Here is a 20,602-nt window from a genome sequence, read left to right as displayed (position 1 = left end):
CCAGCGGATCAACTGCGGCCGAACAGGCGTTCGATATCGCTCAGCTTCAGTTCCACATAAGTTGGCCGCCCGTGGTTGCACTGCCCGGAATGGGGCGTCGCCTCCATCTCACGCAGCAGGGCATTCATCTCTTCGGCCCGCATCCGACGGCCAGACCGAACCGAGCCATGGCAGGCCACGCGGCTCAGGATCGCCTCGATCCGCGCTTGCACCATCTGGCTTTCGCCCTGATCGGAGAGCTCATCAAGGATATCGAGGATCATCGCGCGGGCATCGACCTCGCCAAGAATGGCCGGAGTTTCGCGCACGGCGATTGCCCCGCCACCAAAGGGTTCGATGGTCAATCCAAAGCGCGACAGGTCCTCTGCAACGGCCATCAGACGTGTGCAGTCACCGTCTGTCAGTTCGACGATTTCGGGGATCAACAACGCTTGTGCGGCAACGCCATTTTCGGCCAACTGGGACTTGAGCTTTTCGTAAACCAGCCGTTCATGTGCAGCGTGTTGATCCACGATCACCATGCCGTCTGCCGTTTGGGCGATGATGTAATTCTCGTGCACCTGCCCGCGCGCCGCCCCCAAGGGCAGGTCTTGCGGCTCATCCACCGGTGCAGTTTCGGGCACCGGTTCCATGATGCGTCCGCTATAGTCCTGCGACAGTTCCGCAAAGCCCGGAGACTGCGCCCGATAGGCCGCCTGACGCGCCGCGGGTGACGGGCGATCCATTTGATACACCCGCGCCGGGGTTGCAGGTGCCGGCTCGGGCCGCATCGCACCCAAGGTTGCGTTGGCCACGGTCGAAGATGCCCGGTGCCCGGCCTCGGCCAACGCGTGACGCAGGCTGGACACGATCAAGCCACGCGCGAGGCCCGGATCGCGGAACCGAACCTCGGATTTTGCCGGATGTACATTCACATCCACCAGCGTTGGATCGCAATCTATGAACAGCGCCGCCGCCGGATGCCGGTCGCGGCTGAGGAAATCGAAATAGGCCGCTCGCAGCGCACCGGTCAGCATCTTGTCCCGCACGGGTCGCCCATTGACGAACAGATACTGCGCCACTGCAGCCCCGCGCGAATAGGTCGGCAGCGCGGCATAGCCATAAAGCCTGAGCCCTTCGCGTGTGGCATCGATCTGCAAAGCATTCTCAGCGAACTCACGGCCAAGAACGCGCGCCAATCGGGCATGCAACGCATCAAACAGATCGCCATTCTCGCGGTCGGCGCGGAAGGTCACGCGCCCCTCTCCCCCGCCCGAGACATCGCGCAGGGTGAACGCGACCGAAGGCTCGGCCATCGCCAAACGTTTCACAATGTCTGAAATCGCCTGCGCCTCGGCCCGGTCCGTGCGCATGAACTTCAGCCGTGCCGGGGTGGCGTAAAACAGGTCTCGCAACTCAACCACAGTCCCAGCGCGCAAGGCTGCTGGCTTCACTGCATCCATTTTGCCACCGGACACCTGGATCGAGGCCGCATCAGCACCCGAGACACGGCTGGTGATGGTCAAACGCCCGACAGCCCCCAGCGAGGGCAGTGCTTCACCGCGAAATCCAAATGTGTGGATATTCAACAGATCTGACCCGTCGATCTTCGATGTCGCATGGCGCGACAGCGCCAGAGGCAAATCCCCCGCTGCGATCCCACACCCATCATCGGTGACACGAATCAGGGTCTTGCCGCCATCCGCGACCTCAATAGCGATACGTGTGGTCCCGGCATCGATGGCGTTTTCGACCAGTTCCTTGACGGCAGAAGCAGGCCGTTCCACGACTTCACCCGCCGCGATCCGGTTGATCGCTGCGTCATCCAGCTGGCGGATTACCGGACGATTGTCGCTGATATTGGGGTCTGCATACATCATACCGCTAGACCTAGCATATGTGCACGCGATTCGACCACCGGTTTGAATTGTGAAGAGCGGGCTTTAAACGAGGTATCCGGCCAGTTTGACCGCGCCGTTAAGGGGGTAGCGACTAAGGTCAAAACTGGCCGGATATACCAGAGTGAGTGGTGGTCTTGTGGTTTCCAATTGAAAGTTTGGTACCACCGAAAATGGAATAAATCTTGTTAAGAATTCGTGATTGTTTCCATTTGGCGAAGTTCAGCCGAAACTGCGTGATGGGCGTTGGCGTGAATACGCCAAGTCAAGCCTGACTGGGCGCTCCGCTGCGGGTTCGGCATGGGCCAAAAGCAGCGGTCAGCGCCAGAATCAGGCCTGATATCGTGGCGATCATTCCTGCGGCGCTGACAGCATCCGCAGCCCCCAACCACAATGGGCCATAGCCCGCTAAAACATAACCGGACACGGCGGAAAGGGTTGCGAACAGGACACTCCAGACGATCTGGACTTCCAACCGGTTGGTCATCATCCGTGCCGCAGCTGGCGGGCAGATGAACATTGCAATCACGATGATCGACCCCACTGCATCAAATGCCGCGACAGCAGCAATCGCAGCTATGATCACCAGAGCCATCCCTAACGCACCAGTGCGGATACCAATTGTGCGCGCAAAGCCTTCATCGAAGGTCGATATCTTGAGCGGTCGCCAGAACAACCACGTGAACAGCAAGACCCCCGTCAGTGTCAGCGCAATGCGCGGCAATTCAGGTGGCAACCCTGCCAATGCCTGTAGATCCAGCAGCGACGACCAGTCCGTTGCATCCAGCCAGATCAAGCTTTCCAGATTGCCGTAAAGCGCATGTTCAACGTCCAAATGGACGGTCGAAGTGTCAGTCTGCTCAAGCAGTAGGACACCACCGGCGAACATGGTCGTGAATACGACACCCATCGCTGCCCCCGGCTCGATCTGACCCAATCGCCGGATCGCTTCGATCATAACCACGGCGACCACAGCAGCCCCTGCTGCGCCAAGCATCATCGGCCAAGTTGAAATTGCGCCTGTGAGCAGAAACGCGACGACAATACCGGGCAACACCACATGGCTGATCGCGTCGCCAATCAGCGCTTGCTTGCGCAGCACCAGAAAGTTGCCGGGCAGAGCGCATGCGATGGCCGCGAATGTCCCAATCAACAAAGGCGTCAGCGACAGGGGTACGAACTCTTCTCCGCTCATGGCGTGACCTCCTGCGGACCGCCGATACGACGATCGATCTCGGCGATCTGATCGCGAGTCAGCACAGTCTCGATATCGCGCAGCCCATCGTACAGCGCCGCAGTGGCCTCATGCGCCTGATCCGCGCGGACGATCTCCCACCGCTTTTCGTCTCGTAGGGCCTTGGCCGCACGCGCCCTCCCTTCCTCCGTTGCAACTCCATCGGCGCGCACAAGGCCGGTGCGGCGTAACAGGCGAATGGTTAGGGGTTCATAGATTTGCTGCCCCTGCGCCAGTGCAAGCAGTCCCTGCCGAATGTGCACTCGACGCTGGAACCGAAGGTGGCTGAGAATAGCTGCCAACACACCCCGAACCGGCGCGAACAGGAGCGACAGGGCAAAGAACCCAAAGCTGACCAGAACGATGATCGGTCCGGTCGGCAGGTTCGGAGCCGAGGCCGAAATGCCTGCCCCCAGATACCCTGCAAGACCTCCGGCCAAACCGGCCAGAACGACCACGCGGTCGGATCGCTCCGTCCAGAACCGCGCTGTCACAGGCGGGATGATCAGCAGAGCAACAATCAGGATCAGACCAACGATCTTTAGCCCGACCACGGTCACCGCCATCACGAGCCCCATCATCGCCAGATCAATCCGATGCACGGGCAACCCGCGCGCAGCGGCATATTCAGGATCGAAGGCGACCATCGTCATCGGGCGGCGGATGATCATCACCAGTACCAACGTTGCCACGCCACCGATCGCGATGACCAGAGCATCAGCCCATAGCATCCCAGCAGTAGAACCCAGCAAGAATCCTTCCAATCCTGCCTGGCGTCCAACCCCCATGGTTTGAATAACGGTCAGCAGTACGACCCCAAAACCGAAGAACACCGATAACACTGCGCCGATCGCTGCATCTTCTGCCAAACGTGTGCGACTGGTCAGCCAGTTCATACAGAGCAAACCAACCCATGCGGATATTGCCGAACCTGCAAGCAGTCCGATCAAGTTACGCCCATCACCACCGAGGGCCACCAGCACCATGAAGGCAAGGCAAACGCCCGGTAGGGTCGCGTGGCTGATGGCATCGCTAACCAGCGCGCGTTTACGCAGGAATAAGAACGTGCCCGTCACACCTGCTGATACGCCCAGTAACGTCGCACCAATAGCAACCAGCGTGGCGTTATAGCCAAGCTGTAACGTCAAAGCCTCCCAAAGCATGACTACCCCAGCGCGCGCGAAATCTGATCGATTTGAGCCGTTGCAAGACGTCCGCCATAAGCGGCCTGCAGCGTTTCAGCGGTAAAGGCCTGCTCCACCGGTCCCTCGGCCACTTTGCGGGTGTTGATCAGGAACACATGATCGAAATAGTCGGTGACCGTGGCCAGATCGTGATGCACTACAACAACGGTCTTGCCAGCCTCTTTCAACGATTTCAGCACGGCGATGATCGCCTTTTCAGTCGCGGCGTCCACGCCTGCAAAAGGTTCGTCCAACAAATACATGTCGGCATCCTGTGCCAAAGCGCGCGCAAGAAAGACCCTCTGTTGCTGACCACCAGAAAGCTGCCCGATCTGACGGTTGGCAAATTCCCGCATCCCGACACGGTGCAGACAGTCCATGGCACGGGCGGTATGGCGGGCACGAACACGACCCAGCAGGCCCAATTGACGCGACAAGCCCATCAGCACCACATCAATCACGCGCGTCGGGAAATCCCAGTCCACGCTGGCGCGCTGTGGTACATAGGCGATGCGTGCCCGCTGGTCCTCGAGCGGCTGACCAAACACGGTCACATGACCCGACAACGGAGACACGATCCCCAAAGCAGCCTTTAGCAAGGTTGATTTGCCCGCCCCATTTGGCCCGATAATTGCCGTCATGGCGCCGGGCTGCACCGTCATATCGACCGAGAAAACCGCTGGCTTCTGACCGTATGAGACTGTCAGACCACGAATGGCGAGAGGGCAAAGATCGATGTCCTGCCCGTCGACAGAAACGCCCTGAACTGTTGCGAGTTCAATCATGGTTTAGAACCCCGCCGACAGTTTGCCGTTCATGCCACGCTCGGGAACATCCGCGCCCAGCGCGCCGGCGATAACGGTAATGTTGTGATCAAGCATGCCGATATAAGTACCCTCATATGTGCCCGGCTCGCCCATCGCGTCGGAATACAGCTCTCCGCCAACACCCACTTTGTGACCTTCGGCCGAAGCACCCTCGATCAAGGCACGCATGGATCGATCTGAAACGGAACTCTCCACAAACACGGCGTTCAGCTGACGCTCTACCAGAGTTTCGACCAACTCACCGATCCGGTTCAACCCTGCCTCGGATTGGGTCGAGATGCCCTGAATACCCAGCACCTCATAGCCATATTCATCACCGAAATAGCCAAATGCATCATGCGCAGTCACCAGCACGCGGTTGTTTTCGGGAACGGCCGCCAAAACCTGCTTGCCATAGGCGGCCAGCAGATCGATCTCGGCCAGAAAAGCTTGTGCGTTGGCTGCGAACTCATCTGCCGCTTCGGGTCGGGCTTCGGTCAGAGCTTCCTGCACTTCGATCACGACATCGCGCCACAGAACCGGGCTCATCCAGACATGCGGGTCAAATTTGTCAGCGTAGTCGTCATGGGCGCGCAGTTTCGATGTGTCGATGCCATCCGCCACGGCAACCACTGTCCGCTTGCGGCCCAGATCGTCAAAGAAACCTTCCATCTGAGCCTCTAGATAGAGGCCGTGCCACAGCACCAGATCAGCTCGGGTCATCGCAACAATATCGGTGCGGGTCTGGCGATAAGCGTGAGGGTCGACACCGGGTCCCATCAAGCCCTTCACGTCGACCTGTTCACCGCCGACCTGGCGCGCAGCGTCTGCAATCATGCCGGTGGTGGCGACGACTTTCAGCGGCGCTTGAGCGATTGCGGCAACGGGCCACACAAGCACGAGAGCCAATGCCGTAAGTAGCGATCGACGAATCATTTCAGACTCCGAACGGTTATCCTGTTAAGTCAAAATATGAGAACCATTCGCAACTAAGTCAATGCAAATGCGAATTACTCGCAAGAAAACGACTATATTTGTCCATTTGGTCAAAAATTTGCCCCTTACGACGCTGGCACACCTTCCCTTTCGCTGCGACCCATGCGATTTTGACGCGAACCTCCAAAAGGACGGAATAATGGAAACGCAGAGCTCAGAAAGCACCGTGCGCACCCCGCATCTGCCGCAAGTGACCGAGCCCCGGAACCCAGGAATGGATCTGGATCTGGATTGGGTGCGGGCCGTGCAGGCCAACACTTCGGCCATCGAGCGCCGCGCAGCGACGCTGCCCGGTCGGCGGTCAGTGAAAAAAGAATACCAGGCCGCATGGCTGCTCAAAGCGATCACAATGATCGACCTGACCACGCTATCGGGCGATGACACGGTTGGGCGGGTTCGTCGCCTGTGCGCAAAGGCTCGTCAGCCTGTCGCGTCTTCAGTTCTGCAGGCGCTGGACATGCCGCCGATCACAACCGGAGCGGTGTGTGTCTACCATGACATGATCGAAACGGCTGTGGACGCATTGGAAGGCACTGGTATTCCGGTTGCGGCGGTATCCACTGGCTTCCCGGCTGGGCTCTCTCCGTTTCATCTGCGTGTGGCAGAGATCGAAGAAAGCGTGAAGGCCGGAGCCGAGGAGATCGACATCGTCATCTCGCGCCGTCATGTGCTGTCTGGCGACTGGCAGGCCCTGTATGATGAGATGAAGGCCTTCCGCGTCGCCTGCAGCGATGCACATGTCAAAGCCATTTTGGCGACCGGAGAGCTGGGCAGCCTGCGCAACGTCGCGCGTGCTTCGCTGGTATGCATGATGGCGGGCGCTGATTTCATCAAGACCTCGACCGGCAAAGAAAGCGTCAACGCCACCTTGCCTGTGTCGCTGGTGATGATCCGAGCTATTCGCGACTATTATGACCGTACCGGCTATCGCGTAGGCTACAAGCCTGCGGGTGGGATTTCGAAAGCCAAGGATGCGCTGGTCTATCTGTCGCTGATCAAGGACGAGCTGGGCGACCGCTGGCTGGAGCCGGATCTGTTTCGCTTTGGTGCCTCATCATTGCTGGGCGACATTGAGCGGCAGTTGGAACACTATGTCACCGGCGCATACTCCGCCGGTTACCGTCACTCCATGGGCTGAGGACAAAAACAATGACAGTCAAAGAGATTTTCGAGACCATGGACTACGGCCCTGCCCCCGAAAGCGCAGCCGAGGCACTGACCTGGCTGGTCGATCAGGGCGACAAGTTCGGCCACTACATCGATGGCGCGTTTACCAAACCCGGCAAAGGATTCGACAGCCGCAACCCATCAACCGGAGAGGTTCTGGCCAAGCTGACACAAGCCAAACAGGCTGACGTGGACGCCGCCGTTTCTGCGGCGCGCAAGGCGCAGCCGAAATGGGAGAAGCTGGGCGGTGCCAGTCGTGCGCGCTACCTCTACGCGATTGCGCGCCTGCTGCAGAAGCACTCGCGTTTGTTTGCCGTGCTCGAAAGCCTCGACAACGGTAAGCCGATCCGTGAATCCCGCGACATCGACATCCCCCTGGCACAGCGGCATTTCTACTATCACGCGGGCATGGCGCAGTTGATGGAAAGCGAATTGCCCTATGCCGAAGCACTGGGTGTTTGCGGCCAGATCATCCCGTGGAACTTCCCGCTGCTGATGCTGGCGTGGAAGATCGCGCCTGCAATTGCAATGGGCAACACGGTGGTTCTGAAGCCGGCCGAGTACACCTCGCTGACCGCGCTGCTGTTTGCAGATATCTGCTCTCAGGCCGGGTTGCCGAAAGGCGTGGTCAACATCGTCACAGGTGATGGTGCCGTTGGTGAGATGATCGTGTCTTCGGACGTCGACAAAATCGCCTTTACCGGCTCGACCGTCGTGGGCCGTCGCATCCGTGAAGCGACCGCTGGCTCTGGCAAAGAACTGACGTTGGAACTGGGCGGCAAGTCCGCCTACATCGTCTTTGACGACGCCGATATTGATTCAGCGATCGAAGGCTTGGTCGACGCGATCTGGTTCAACCAGGGCCAGGTCTGCTGTGCGGGCTCGCGCCTTCTGGTGCAGGAGGGTATCGCTGATCGCTTCCACGACAAATTGCGTGCCCGGATGGACAATCTGCGTATTGGTGATCCGCTGGACAAGTGCATCGATGTGGGCGCGGTTGTGGACCCCGTGCAGTTACAGACCATCAAGGGCATGGTCGAAAGCAACACGGTTGGGCATGTTCATCAGGCGGCCTGTGAGCTGCCCTCGAATGGCTGCTACTATCCACCAACTTTGATTTCAGGACTCGAAACCTCCGATCCGCTGATGCAGGAAGAAATCTTTGGCCCGGTTCTGGTTTCTTCGACCTTCCGCACCCCGGAAGAAGCGGTCGAGTTGGCCAACAACACCCGCTACGGGCTGGCCGCGACTGTGTGGACCGAGAACGTGAACCTCGCGCTGGATATCGCGCCCAAGCTGGTTGCGGGCGTGGTCTGGGTGAACGCAACTAACCTGTTCGACGCTGCTGCCGGGTTCGGCGGTGTACGCGAAAGCGGCTTTGGCCGTGAAGGCGGTTGGGAAGGGCTGACGGCCTATACCAAGCCCAAAGCCAAGGCCAAACCGCTGGCGAAGATTGAGGCGGCAATGGGCGAAGGCGCTCCAGTCGATCCTATTGACCGCACCGCCAAGATGTATGTCGGCGGTAAGCAGGCGCGGCCCGATGGCGGCTATTCGAAACCCGTCTGGGGCAAATCCGGCCTACTTGGCCATGTGGGTCTGGCCAACCGTAAGGACGTGCGCAACGCGGTTGAGGCTGCAGCGGGTGCAAAAGGCTGGTCCAAGACCACCGGCCATCTGCGGGCTCAGATTCTGTATTACATCGGTGAAAACCTCTCGGCACGTGCGGGTGAGTTCGCTGCTCGTATTGATGCGATGACCGGTAAGAAAGACGGCGCGAAAGAGGTTGAGGCCTCGATCCAGCGACTGTTCACCGCCGCCGCCTGGGCGGACAAGTATGATGGTCAAGTACATGGTGTTCCGATCCGGGGCGTCGCCATTGCCATGAAAGAGCCGGTTGGCGTGATCGGCGCCCTGTGTGCTGACGAAACACCCCTCTTGGGTCTAGTTTCGGCCATGGCGCCAGCGATTGCGATGGGCAACCGGGTGGTTCTGGCGGCAAGTGAGCCCTACCCGCTGGCAGCAACGGATTTTTACCAGATCCTAGAAACCTCGGACGTGCCCGCCGGTGTGGTCAACATCCTGACCGGCAGCCACGCAGAGCTGGCAAAGCCGCTGGCCTCACATCTGAACGTGGATGCGGTCTGGTCGTTCTCGTCCACCGATCTGTCTAAAGAGATCGAGGTCGTCTCGGCCGGAAATCTGAAGCGGACTTGGGTCAATAACGCGACGGCATTTGACTGGAGCGTGGACCATTCGCGCCGCTTCCTGCAGGCTGCGACCGAAGTGAAAAACATCTGGGTGCCCTACGGAGAGTAAGGCCCCCGTACCACCGGAGGCCTAAATGGATTTTTCAGGTAAGACCGTCATCGTCATTGGTGGCACCAGCGGTATCAATCGCGGCATTGCCGAGGCCTTTGCGGCCTCGGGTGCTAATCTGGCTGTCGCCAGCCGGTCGCAGGAAAAGGTCGATGATACCGTGGCTGCGTTGAAAGCAGCAGGCGCATCCGACGCCATCGGCGCGGCGTTCGACGTTCGCAATCCAGAGGCCGTAGCCGAAGGCCTTAAGCAATTCCACGACGCTTTTGGAGATTTCGATGTCCTGATTTCTGGTGCTGCCGGCAACTTCCCAGCGCTGGCATCTGAAATGTCGGTCAATGCATTCAAGGCGGTCATAGATATCGATCTGATGGGCACGATCCACGTCATGAAAGGGGCCTACCCCTATCTCAAACGTCCCGGTGCCAGCATTATCAACATTTCGGCCCCGCAATCCTATCTGCCTTACGAAGGGCAGGCCCATGTTTGCGCCGCCAAGGCGGGCGTTGATCAAATCACCCGAACCCTTTCAATGGAATGGGGCGTCGAAGGGATCTCGCGTGAATTCGGTCGTTCCGGGTTTTATCGAAGGAACCGAGGGCGCAAAACGGCTGGCCCCTACCGAAAATGCCCATGAAGAGCTGCGTCGGGACGTCCCGCTGGGTCGCTGGGGTCAACCCCAGGATGTGGCAAATGCCTGCCTATTCCTTAGCTCTGATATGGCGAGCTATATCAGCGGAACAGTCATGGCCGTTGACGGGGCTTTGTATCAGCGCGGCTCGGGCAAGTTTGGCCAGATGATGGGTCAGATGCTGCGCGCAGCGAAAAAGGGCCAGGCTTAGGTTAGAACACAGGAATCCGATTGGTGGCAAACTTTTCAGTCGCTGGGCTTTATTTCCAACCCACCAAATTCAAGAGCTTCTGAAATAGATACCCGCTGCTAACAAAAGCGATGTCAGCGTACCGGCCACCACGTAGAGTGCAAAAGCGCTGAGCAGAGATTGACCGACAATCAAAGCGGCAGCAAAGGTTAACAACCCTGCAAGTATTCCCGATCCCATTATCGCAACTATCATGGTGCCGCTATCCGTCCCAAGCCTCGTCTCAGGAGATGTTGATCTTCTGAATCCCATCTCCGTTCCCGACTAACATAGAATTCTCGACATTTCTGGCCAAAGTATGGCCAAGACGAGTTAACGATTACTTAAGGCGGAGAATTGCCGATCTTCTGTCTGGCGCTGCGCCCTGCAAGAGGTCACAAACTCATTGTTTTCGCCAGTGGTTCGCATCACCCACTGCCGTCAATTCCAAGAAAAATTATTCAATAACAACGAATAATTCTGTTCGGCAGCGGGTAGATGGACGACGTCAGCCGTCCACCCCTTCCGGTTTGCCGACGATGGTGAAATGCAGACCCTCGGGGTCCAGCAGTTCAGACGCCACCCGGTTCACATCCTCCAAGGTCACTGCATTCACCTTGTCGTTGCGAGTCGCAATGTAGTCGATAGGCAAATCTTCCATCTGCATCCCGACCATGATTCCGGCAATCTGGCCATTGCCGTCAAAACGCAGCGGATAGGCCCCGGTCAAATAGGTCTTGGCGTCATCCAATTCTTTCTGCGTCACACCTTCCGCAGCCGCGCGCGCCCATTCCTGTCGGATCACTTCGACCGCTTCGGCGATACGGTCATTGGCAGATGAGACCGAGCCCAGATACACTGACGCCAGATCCTTGGGTACCAGATAGGTCGCCACGCCATAGGTCAAACCACGTTTCTCACGTACTTCCTGCATCAGGCGACTTTCGAAACCGCCGCCGCCCAGAATGTGATTCAGGATATAGGCCGCAAAGAAATCGGGATCATCGCGATCAATGCCACTTTGCCCGAACAGGGCGACGGATTGCGGAGTGTTGAAGTCCACTACGCTGACACCGCCGTCAATGGTGACCTTCGCCTTCTCTGGAATGGGTTTCCCGGTTGCTGGCAGATCCAACAGCAATTCGTCCAACAGTACGCCCAGCTCTTCTGCCGTGATGTCGCCAACAGCCCCGACATACAGTCTGTCCTTGGCAAAGACATTGTCGTAGGCAGCGACGATGTCGTCGCGGGTCAGGCTTGAAACGCTTTCAATCGTACCTTTACCGTCCGACGCATAAGGATGATCCCCATATGCCATTTCAGCAAAGCTGCGTCCGGCAATATCGCTTGGATCAGTCTGGTCGGACTTCAGACCCGAAATCACCTGAGCGCGCACCCGATCGATCGCATCCTCATCGAAACGCGGTTCATGAATTGTGGTCTGCAGCAAATCAATCACTTCATCCCGGTTCTCAGTCAGGAACCGCGCCGAAATGGAGACCGTATCATCTGTTGCCCTGTAGCTGAAGGACGCAGCCAGAGATTCAAGTTCGCGTGCATAGGTGCGGGCATCCATGTCGCCGGCGCCTTCCTCAATCAGGCCGCTCATCAGATAGACCGCGCCGCGTTTATCGGGATCATCCAGCGACGTTCCTCCACGAAACCGCAGTTCCAGCGCAGTGAAGGGGATCGAATGATCTTGGACCAGCCAAGCGGTAATACCACCGGGCGAGGTTACCTCTTTGATCTTAATCTCGGCCCAGGCGGGAAGGGCAATGATCAGCGCAATTAGCGTTGCGGCAAACCGTTTCATTGTGTCACCTCATCGTCACGCATCAGCCAGCCAGTGACCGAGGTTTCAGGTTGCAGCACTTCACGGGCAGCCGCGATGATCTCGTCACCCGTCACAGCCTGCAGGATGTCGGGCCAGGCCTGCACATCCTCGACCGTCAACCCGCTGGTCAACGCACGACCATAGCGGTTTCCAATACCGTCCACGTTATCGCGCGCATAGGTCTGCGCGGCGCGGAGCTGCATCTTAATGCGCTCCAGGTCTTCATCCTTGACACCTTCCGCGATGAAATCCGCAACGGCCTGATCCATGGCATCCTCCGCATCCTGAAGCGAAACGCCCTCAGCCGGCACAACGATCAGATCAAAGGTCGTGTCATCCAATGAGACCCCCTTGTAGAACGCACCGGTATAGACCACCTTCTGCTGCTCAAATTGCAGCTTTTCATTCAGATATGAGGTTGTGCTTCCTCCCAGCAATTCCGCCAAAAGGAACAGGGCGGCGGCCTTCTCCTGCTCACCGGCGTCCCGTTCAGGGGCCAGATAGCTGCGCTGCACGTAGGGTTGTGCGACACGCGCATCCTTGAAGGTCAGGCGACGTTCGGCAGTCTGGGGTGGTTCTTGCGAGCGTACCCGCTCGGGCAAATCAGGGTTGGCTGGGATAACACCGTAGTACTGATCGGCCAACGCCCTGACTTCGTCCGGGTCAACATCTCCGGTGACGACCAATATGGCGTTATTGGGTGCATAATGGGTCTGGTAGAAGGACAGGGCGTCGTCCATATCCAACGCCTCCATCTCGTGGCGCCAGCCGATAATCGGCGCTCCGTAACGGTGGTTCAAATATTGCGCTGCATTCATCTGTTCTCCGAACAGAGCGCGTGGATTGTTTTCGGTCCGCTGATTACGCTCTTCCAGAACCACGTCGCGTTCAGTGATGATATCATTCTCAGTCAGGCGGATGTTGCGCATGCGATCTGCCTCCATCCGCATCATCAGTTCCAACCGGTCAGCGGCGACGCGCTGAAAATAGGCGGTGTAGTCGTAAGAAGTGAAAGCGTTGTCATTGCCGCCATTGGCCGCGACAGTGGCTGACAACTCGCCCGCCTCCATTGTGTCGGTGGCTTTGAACAGCAGATGTTCCAGGAAATGCGCAACGCCAGAGGATCCGATCGGTTCATCGGCGGATCCGGCCCGGTACCAGACCATATGCTGCACAACAGGAGCGCGATGATCCTCGACCACTACGACGTCCATGCCGTTTTCCAGCGTAAATGTGGTGACAGCCTCTTGCCCCTCTTTCGCGAACAAGGGGGTGGCGGCGATCAGGGCAGCCGACAATGCCAGGGCCCGAACCATGGGGCATCCTCCGTTTCATTTCTGATATTCAAACTACGGTGGTGCCGCCGGGGTTCAAGGCCAATGACGGAAAGTTAAGAAGAATTCATTCCAGCGGCGGGGCCGACGGCGTTTCGATCCCACGACGACGCGCCGCTTCATTGGTCGCGTTCGCATCGATTGACTGACGTTCATAGACCTGCGAGTACCGATCAACCGGGAACAGGCGCAGACGGGTCCAGCGACCGCGATTTTTGCGGAAAGCCGCATCCTCTTCGGCCGTTATCTGACGCGTATTGGCAGGAACGCCATATCTGCTTGAGGCCGTCACAAGCGCCGCATCGCTGGCCGGTATTGAGGTATTCGGGTTCAGCGCTGCCTCACTACCACCCAGCGCCACAACGGCGTCCGCTTTGGGGTTAGGATCGGTCAGGTTTGCACCGCCGGGAGTCGGCGCTGGAAGAAAGGCGTAGTCCTTGGGCTGGGTCAGCGGCTTGACGGGCAATACCGAAAATTCATCCGGCCCCGCTCCGGGCGGATCAAGATTGCGCAAACCAATATCGGAACAGCCCGCAACGACAACGGCGAGTGTCAGAACAAGAATGGCGCGTGGCATACGCATCAGTGTCTCCAGCCAGTTTCAGGCGCTTTTATCGCATATCGACCGGCAGGTCACGAGGGCTTTTTGCCATCGAACAGGACCAATCCCAAAGCTCCCGCAAATATGAACACATCCGCCAGATTGAACACAAAAGGGTTGCTGATCCCGCAGCAGGACATGTTCAAAAAGTCGAGAACATAGCCGTAAAGCACCCGGTCCACGACATTTCCCAGCGCACCGCCGATCAGGAGACCCCCGCAGAATTGTTGAAGCTTCGTAGGAGCGATGCGGCCCAGCCAGATCAGGACGCCCAGGCAGATCGCCACGGAAACCCCGATCAGCACCCAGCGGGCGGCGTCACCGTCGCCCTGAAACAGGCCAAAATTGATGCCGCGATTCTCGCCGTATCTGAAAACCAGAAGCGGTGGCAGCACGTCGATATCGCCCTGCGCCACGCGCATTACGTGGACGACCAGATACTTACTGATCTGGTCGATCAAAAACGCCGCCAATCCGGCCCATAGGATGAACGAACCGCGCATCAGTGACGGAAATGCCGCATGCCGGTGAAGACCATGGCCAGACCGGCTTCATCCGCCGCCGCGATCACTTCATCATCACGCATCGAACCGCCGGGCTGAATAACGCATGTTGCGCCTGCCTCGGCGGCCTCCATAAGCCCATCGGGGAAGGGGAAGAATGCATCAGAAGCTACGGCCGAACCGATGGTCAGCGGCTGGGGCAAGCCCAGCGCATCAGCCATACGCTCGGCTTTCTTTGCCGCGATCAGTGCCGAGTCAACGCGGCTCATCTGCCCCGCGCCGACACCCACGGTCGCGCCGTCTTTGACATAGACGATGGCGTTGGATTTGACATGTTTCGCCACTTTCCACGCGAACAGCAGGTCGCGCATCTGCTCCTCAGATGGCGCTTTTTTGGTGACCACCTTCAAATCATCCATACCAACAAAGCCGTTATCCTTGTCCTGCACCAGCAGGCCACCGGCCACCTGTCGCACAGTTTTACCACCGGCGGTCAAATCCGGCAGAGCTTCGGTCGTCAGCAGGCGCAGGTTCTTCTTGGCGGCGAAGATCGCCTTGGCCTCGTCTGACGCCCCTGGAGCGATCACAACCTCGGTGAAAATCCCCGTGATCTCCTGCGCGGTTTCCGCGTCCAGCGGTTGATTCAACGCCACGATACCGCCAAATGCCGACGTCCTGTCGCAGTCGAACGCGGCTTTATAGGCCTCAAGCAGCGTCGCACCTTTCGCTACACCACACGGATTGGCATGCTTGATAATCGCACAAGCTGCCCCTTCGACCGGGTCGAACTCAGCGACCAACTCAAAGGCGGCATCGGTATCGTTGATGTTGTTATAGCTCAGTTCCTTGCCCTGATGCTGTACCGCCGTCGCCACGCCCGGACGACCCGAGCCATCTACATAGAACGCTGCCGACTGGTGGCTATTCTCGCCATATCGTAAGGTCTGTTTCAGCTCACCGGCAAAGGCGCGGCGTTTGGGCGCCTCAAGCTCCAGCGCATCGGCCATCCAGTTGGACACGGCTGTGTCATAGGCGGCAGTGCGGGCATAGGCCTTTTGCGCCAACCACTGACGGAAGCCCAGAGAAGTCTTACCGTAATTCTCTTCCAGCTGATCCAGCAGCGACGAGTAATCTTCGACATCCACAACCACGTTTACAAAGGCATGGTTCTTGGATGCCGCCCGGATCATGGCTGGGCCGCCGATATCGATGTTCTCGATGCACTCATCATAGGCAGCGCCTTTAGCCACGGTCGCTTCAAACGGGTAGAGATTTACCACAAGCAGGTCGATTGCGCCGATACCATGTTCGTTCATCGCGGCGACATGGGTGTCATTATCGCGCAGAGCCAGCAGCCCGCCATGGACCATCGGGTGCAGCGTTTTGACCCGGCCATCCATCATCTCGGGGAAGCCGGTGATCTCGCTGACATCTTTCACCTCCAACCCCGCATCGCGTAGCGCCTTCGCGGTACCGCCGGTCGAAAGCAGTTCAACCCCGCGTTCGGCCAACGCCGTTCCCAGCTCGATCAGCCCGGTTTTGTCGGAAACGGAAAGCAACGCGCGGCGCACGGGGTGAAGGTCGGTCATGGGTTCAAAGGTCCTTTTGGCGTCAGTCGAAAACGGGCTCGTCCCGGTGCGTATCCCGCACGGCATAGGCTGTATCCTGAGCCTTGCTGAGCGTCCACCGGATGCGCGTCGCATACTCCATTGCGCGCCCAGATAGAACGATCTGTTTTGTCGCGCGTGGCTTCAAACGGCCTTTTTCAAGGTAAACGCTTGGTTCAACTGACAACTTTCCAACGCCATCATGGCGGAAAACCCAGATCTCACCGCTCTTGAGCGCCATCGACACCGCAGCGCCACCCAGATCAAGTGCCGCATCAACGTCAGGATGCAGGTGAAACCGGATGTCAAAGGCTATCCCCTGCAGACCTGCCCCGTCCATCGCGCGATCGAACTGCCGTTTGGCTTTATCGGTTGCGGTCAGCAGAATATCCTCGCCCACCAGCTCACGCCCGTCAAAGCGCAGTTCAAGCGTGCGGGCATGGGTCAGGCCAAACACTTTGGCGTAGCCGTCATGACCCACCATAAAGCGGGTGCCTTCGAATGCATCCTCGAAATCCACGGGCACATCCTGCGGGCCATCCACCAATGCTTCCTGCGACGACCCATTTGCGCCTTCTGCAAGCCGGGCGCTGGAATACCCTTCGACGCATAGGGTCGAATGCGACGGGGTCGCGCGCCCTGCCCTGCGCCATTCCTGCCCAAAACTGCCGCCTGATCCACAGTTCACGATCAGAGGACGGCGCCCCGAGGTCAGCTCAAACGCAAGCGAGGATGCGTGGGCGTTGAACGACGCAGCACCTTTGGGAGGCGCGCTGGCATCCACCAGAACCGTGGTTCTCGAGGCGGCAAGCCGTGCATAACCCATTGACAGGTCCGAATGCTGCTGCGGCTTGACACCGCTTTGTGCCAGTGCCTGATCCAGCCGCCCTTCAAGCCCACGCCCGCCCCCGTGAAATCTGGCCAGAGATCCATCTGCATGACGCAGATTTCGCAGAGTAGGTGCAATGCGCTTGATCGCCCCGGTCTGAGAGGCAGGCGTGCCTCGGCCAACTTCACCAAGTGCAGCAGAGGTCCAGGCCAGCAGAGTGAAGACCTCCAGCAATTCCTCAGGGTTGCGGGTGAGAATGCCGCCCTCGGCATCGATCTGGCGGTCGCATTCCCGGGCCAGTGCGCGCAATGCGGGATCAGCCAGTTGCTCCAACCCCTCCAGGGCCAAACCAGCCTGAACCAGCCCTGCGAGCGCTTCGAATCTCGGCAATCCTGGTGTTGCTGCTGTCCAGCGTTTGGAAAGAAACCATGTTTGTTGTGCCAAGGAGCGGAAGAAAGCTCTGCTTTGCGCCTCATCAGCGCCGCGTAGCAGAAATTGCGCGTGGTTGATCCAGCGCATCACCCGACGCCCGGTCAGGTCCGGCGCCCAGCCGGGTCCCTTCCCGCGCCCATGTGCGGTGATCCAGCCCCAGACCCATCGCTGCGCCTTTTCACGGGCGCGCATATCGCCGACGGCTGCCAGATCATCCAGCCAGATGCAACCGTGGCGTTCATCATCAAAATCCGGACTGGGCGCAGCAACATCCCAGAGATCGGTGTCATCCGCCTCGACCAGATATCCAGCGAAAAGGAGATTCCCGGCCACCAGTTGTCGCCCGCGTGCATACGAACCGACGGTGCGCGGCTCAGGCTGGCTGACGAATCCCGAAACCGCCTTCCGCCTTTGGCTCAGGCGCGCGTAAAGGCGGTTCTGAAACCGCATCCAGCGATTGGCCATTGTGTCCGATTCTGACATGACGCTTGCGACTCTGCCCCTTGCGCTCTGCGGGCGCTTGAACACACGATAGACCGGTCCGCGCGTCAAGTCATCGAAAAGCGTCGCCTCAAGCGGATTTGTTCAGACAGGCGATATAGAACCCGTCCATGCTACCCTTGTCCGGCCAGAAATCCGGGCGCAGACGCAAGCCACCTTCTTCTGTAATCCAGTCCGGTTCAACGCCCGCAATCTCAAGCGCCGCACGGTCAATCTGCATATCCGGGTATTGATCCAGCGCCTCTTCGATCTGCACCTCTCCTTCGTCCGGCAACAAGGAACAGGTGCAATATACCAATCGGCCTCCGGGTTTGAGCAGGGTCCAGGCATGGGCCAGCATACGGGCCTGTAGCTCGATCAATCCCCCGAATTCCGAGCCATCCTTGGCGAAGGGTAAATCAGGATGGCGGCGAATCGTGCCCGTGGCCGAACACGGCGCGTCGAGCAGGATGGCATCATACTGGCCCTGATGGTCCAGCGCATCACCAGCGATCACCTTAGCCTTCAAACCTGTCCGTTTCAGGTTCTCGCGCACCCGCTCCAACCGTGTTTCGGAGATATCCAGCGCCGTGACTTCTGCCCCTACCACAGCCAATTGCAACGTCTTGCCACCGGGCGCGGCGCAAAGGTCCAACACCTTTTCCCCGGCTTTCGGGGCCAGCACGCGCACAGGCAGCGCCGCTGCCGCATCCTGAACCCACCAGTTTCCACGCTTGTAGCCCGGCAAAGCCGACACCTGCCCCGCATCCTGCAAACGGACTGAGCCGGTGGGCAGGGCTTCTCCGCCCGGCGCCTCAGCGCCCGGTTTCAGCGTCACGTCCAGCGGTGCACCATTGAAATGGGCCTGTTCCATACCCTTTACCGCGTCATCGCCCCACGCCATGATCAGAGGATCGCGCAGCCAGTCGGGCAGACGGGGCACGCGCATCTTGGGCCAAGCATCCGGCCCATCGGCGGCAATCTTGCGCAAGACTGCATTCACCAACCCCTTGAGCCGCCCATGCTTGCGCGAGCGTCCCACGATCTCGACCATCGAATTGACCACGCCATGCGCGGCCTCGCCCTGACACAACTCGACCGTTCCAAGCCGCAGCGCGTTATGCACCGTTAGCGCCGGTGTCTGCCGCAAGTGATCGGCCAACAGCCGGTCGGCACGCTCAAGCCCGCGTAGGGTTTCAATAGTCAGACGCTGCGCGCGCGCGCGATCCTCGGGTACCAGACGATCCAATGCGCCCGCCGCCAGACATTCAGGTAACAGCCGCCCCTCGCCCAATATCTGATCCAGCAGATAGATTGCACTGCGCCGCGCGGCGGTTGCAGAGTTTGACATGATGCTGAGTGCCTCTCGTGACCTTTGCCGCATTGCCTTGGGCGGACGAGGGCGTATATCAAGGCCCTGAACAGAAAGGAACCCGATGTCATGAGTGACGAGCGCAAAGACCTGCCCCCCGCCGCTCAGCGCGCATTGGCCGAGGCTGAGGAACGTCGCAAAAAGGCCGAAGCGGAAGCCAAGGCGCAGCCCAAGGAACTGGGTGGGCGCGACGGTCCCGATCCGGCCCGCTATGGCGATTGGGAGAAAAAGGGCATCGCCATCGACTTCTGATCAGGCCGCGCCCCGAAGCGCCTGCAGAAAGTCGTCTATCAACGCTCTTTGCCGTTTCGACCTTGCCCGATCCTCGGGCCAGGTCAGCCAATAGCCATCCTTTGTCCGAAGCTCGGGCATATCCAATCTGTGTAACTGACCAGTCTTTAAGCCGCCCGAAGCCAACGGTAGTGAACCCAACGCGATCCCCATGCCCTGACGCGCGGCCGTGATCGCGTGACCTACCGAGTCAAAACTGATCCGACCAGCCGGTAATTCATCAACCCCCGCTACCTGCGCCCAGTCCTTCCAACCCGGGCGTTCTCCGCGCAAATCAATCAGCGGCGCACCCCACTTGATGCCAGATGCGGCCATCGGTGCCAGAACTTCAGGCGCAATTAGCTTTGCCTTTCGTCCAGGCCAAACGCCTCTGCCATAGCGGATCTGCAGCCAGGTACGCTCTTCCTCCAGTGAGGCTCGGCGCGCCATCGAATCTGTCATTACACGCACATTTGGCTGCGCCTCAAGGAACGTGGGCAAGGCTGGCAGAACCAGCGCGTGGATATGCGACGAAAGTCCCGCGACCCGAAGTTCGCGCGGAGTTTTGCCGAAAAGATCCTCGGTATTGCGTTCCAGTGCTTGCAGGCTGTCCTGCACCAATGGCAGATAGCTTTCGCCTTCGATGGTCAGCGAAACACCGCGGGCTTCGCGCACAAACAATGACCGGCCCAGCCACGCCTCAAGATTGCCTATCCGTTGACTGACCGCCGCCTGCGTCAGACCAAATTCACGCGCGGCAGCAGAAAAACCGCCCAATCGCCCGGCGGCTTCGAACACGCGCAGCCAGTCCAAAGGGGGTAAACCGATCTGCTTCTTAGCCATAAGTATTTCCAGCCCTCAGTGGCAATAAGGTTTAATTGTAGTAATGCCACGGAGCAC

18 protein-coding genes are annotated in these 20,602 nt (G+C 58.9%); 5 read left to right on the top strand and 13 right to left on the bottom strand.

Annotated features, from left to right (window positions below; translation table 11 throughout):
- Positions 1-8: 8 nt before the first annotated feature.
- The 5 genes from mutL to AC1DFB_RS16810 form a co-directional block, all read right to left on the bottom strand.
- Positions 9-1,859 (bottom strand): DNA mismatch repair endonuclease MutL, encoded by a 1,851-nt coding sequence (gene mutL, locus AC1DFB_RS16830; RefSeq protein WP_480921713.1) that lies wholly within the window; start codon positions 1,857-1,859, stop codon positions 9-11.
- 283 nt (positions 1,860-2,142) lie between these two features.
- Entirely contained in the window at positions 2,143-3,072 is a 930-nt protein-coding gene (locus AC1DFB_RS16825; RefSeq protein ID WP_170426196.1) for a metal ABC transporter permease, read from the bottom strand.
- The gene (locus AC1DFB_RS16820; protein WP_480921712.1) at positions 3,069-4,274 is read right to left on the bottom strand and encodes a metal ABC transporter permease; all 1,206 of its coding nucleotides are present in this window, start codon (positions 4,272-4,274) and stop codon (positions 3,069-3,071) included. The genes AC1DFB_RS16825 and AC1DFB_RS16820 overlap by 4 nt, the downstream gene beginning before the upstream one ends.
- A gap of 2 nt (positions 4,275-4,276) precedes the next feature.
- Entirely contained in the window at positions 4,277-5,080 is an 804-nt protein-coding gene (locus AC1DFB_RS16815; RefSeq protein WP_480921711.1) for a metal ABC transporter ATP-binding protein, read from the bottom strand.
- A gap of 3 nt (positions 5,081-5,083) precedes the next feature.
- The gene (locus AC1DFB_RS16810; protein ID WP_170408483.1) at positions 5,084-6,037 is read right to left on the bottom strand and encodes a metal ABC transporter solute-binding protein, Zn/Mn family; all 954 of its coding nucleotides are present in this window, start codon (positions 6,035-6,037) and stop codon (positions 5,084-5,086) included.
- Between the two features lie 199 nt (positions 6,038-6,236).
- Here AC1DFB_RS16810 and deoC point away from each other — a divergent pair, with 199 nt between their 5' ends.
- The 4 genes from deoC to AC1DFB_RS16790 are packed head-to-tail and all read left to right on the top strand — an operon-like array spanning position 6,237 to position 10,422.
- Positions 6,237-7,235, top strand: a complete 999-nt coding sequence (deoC, locus tag AC1DFB_RS16805) for a deoxyribose-phosphate aldolase (RefSeq protein ID WP_480751126.1) — start codon at positions 6,237-6,239, stop codon at positions 7,233-7,235.
- An 11-nt stretch (positions 7,236-7,246) separates the two neighbouring features.
- Positions 7,247-9,580, top strand: coding sequence for an aldehyde dehydrogenase family protein (locus AC1DFB_RS16800; protein ID WP_480921710.1), 2,334 nt, complete (start codon positions 7,247-7,249; stop codon positions 9,578-9,580).
- Positions 9,581-9,605: 25 nt separating this feature from the next.
- On the top strand, positions 9,606-10,217 hold the full coding sequence (locus tag AC1DFB_RS16795) for an SDR family NAD(P)-dependent oxidoreductase (protein WP_480921709.1): 612 nt from the start codon (positions 9,606-9,608) through the stop codon (positions 10,215-10,217).
- Entirely contained in the window at positions 10,141-10,422 is a 282-nt protein-coding gene (locus AC1DFB_RS16790) for an SDR family oxidoreductase (protein WP_480921708.1), read from the top strand. Before AC1DFB_RS16795 ends, AC1DFB_RS16790 begins: the two co-directional genes overlap by 77 nt.
- A gap of 526 nt (positions 10,423-10,948) precedes the next feature.
- Here AC1DFB_RS16790 and AC1DFB_RS16785 read toward each other — a convergent pair.
- The 7 genes from AC1DFB_RS16785 to AC1DFB_RS16755 all read right to left on the bottom strand — a co-directional run bounded on the left by AC1DFB_RS16785 (position 10,949) and on the right by AC1DFB_RS16755 (position 19,411).
- On the bottom strand, positions 10,949-12,253 hold the full coding sequence (locus AC1DFB_RS16785; RefSeq protein ID WP_170626781.1) for a M16 family metallopeptidase: 1,305 nt from the start codon (positions 12,251-12,253) through the stop codon (positions 10,949-10,951).
- A complete protein-coding gene (locus AC1DFB_RS16780; RefSeq protein WP_170513933.1) occupies positions 12,250-13,590 on the bottom strand; it encodes a M16 family metallopeptidase in 1,341 nt (446 codons plus the stop codon). Before AC1DFB_RS16780 ends, AC1DFB_RS16785 begins: the two co-directional genes overlap by 4 nt.
- An 85-nt stretch (positions 13,591-13,675) precedes the next feature.
- Positions 13,676-14,191 (bottom strand): DUF3035 domain-containing protein, encoded by a 516-nt coding sequence (locus AC1DFB_RS16775; RefSeq protein WP_170566971.1) that lies wholly within the window; start codon positions 14,189-14,191, stop codon positions 13,676-13,678.
- A gap of 50 nt (positions 14,192-14,241) precedes the next feature.
- Entirely contained in the window at positions 14,242-14,712 is a 471-nt protein-coding gene (lspA, locus tag AC1DFB_RS16770; RefSeq protein ID WP_170394647.1) for a signal peptidase II, read from the bottom strand.
- On the bottom strand, positions 14,712-16,301 hold the full coding sequence (gene purH, locus AC1DFB_RS16765; RefSeq protein WP_480921707.1) for a bifunctional phosphoribosylaminoimidazolecarboxamide formyltransferase/IMP cyclohydrolase: 1,590 nt from the start codon (positions 16,299-16,301) through the stop codon (positions 14,712-14,714). Before purH ends, lspA begins: the two co-directional genes overlap by 1 nt.
- Positions 16,302-16,323: 22 nt before the next feature.
- Entirely contained in the window at positions 16,324-18,063 is a 1,740-nt protein-coding gene (locus tag AC1DFB_RS16760; RefSeq protein ID WP_480921706.1) for a heparinase II/III family protein, read from the bottom strand.
- An 88-nt stretch (positions 18,064-18,151) separates the two neighbouring features.
- Positions 18,152-19,411, bottom strand: a complete 1,260-nt coding sequence (locus tag AC1DFB_RS16755; RefSeq protein ID WP_170408491.1) for an RsmB/NOP family class I SAM-dependent RNA methyltransferase — start codon at positions 19,409-19,411, stop codon at positions 18,152-18,154.
- A gap of 90 nt (positions 19,412-19,501) precedes the next feature.
- On the opposite strand from AC1DFB_RS16755, the gene AC1DFB_RS16750 reads away from it, so the two are divergent.
- Positions 19,502-19,684, top strand: a complete 183-nt coding sequence (locus AC1DFB_RS16750) for a DUF1674 domain-containing protein (RefSeq protein ID WP_170394659.1) — start codon at positions 19,502-19,504, stop codon at positions 19,682-19,684.
- On the opposite strand, the gene AC1DFB_RS16745 is transcribed toward AC1DFB_RS16750, so the two are convergent.
- Entirely contained in the window at positions 19,685-20,545 is an 861-nt protein-coding gene (locus AC1DFB_RS16745) for a LysR family transcriptional regulator (RefSeq protein WP_480921705.1), read from the bottom strand.
- Positions 20,546-20,602: the final 57 nt, after the last annotated feature.

Source organism: Ruegeria sp. S84 (assembly GCF_056583445.1).
The sequence above is the reverse complement of the archived record's forward strand: the minus strand, read 5'-3'. Positions and strand labels throughout refer to the sequence as shown.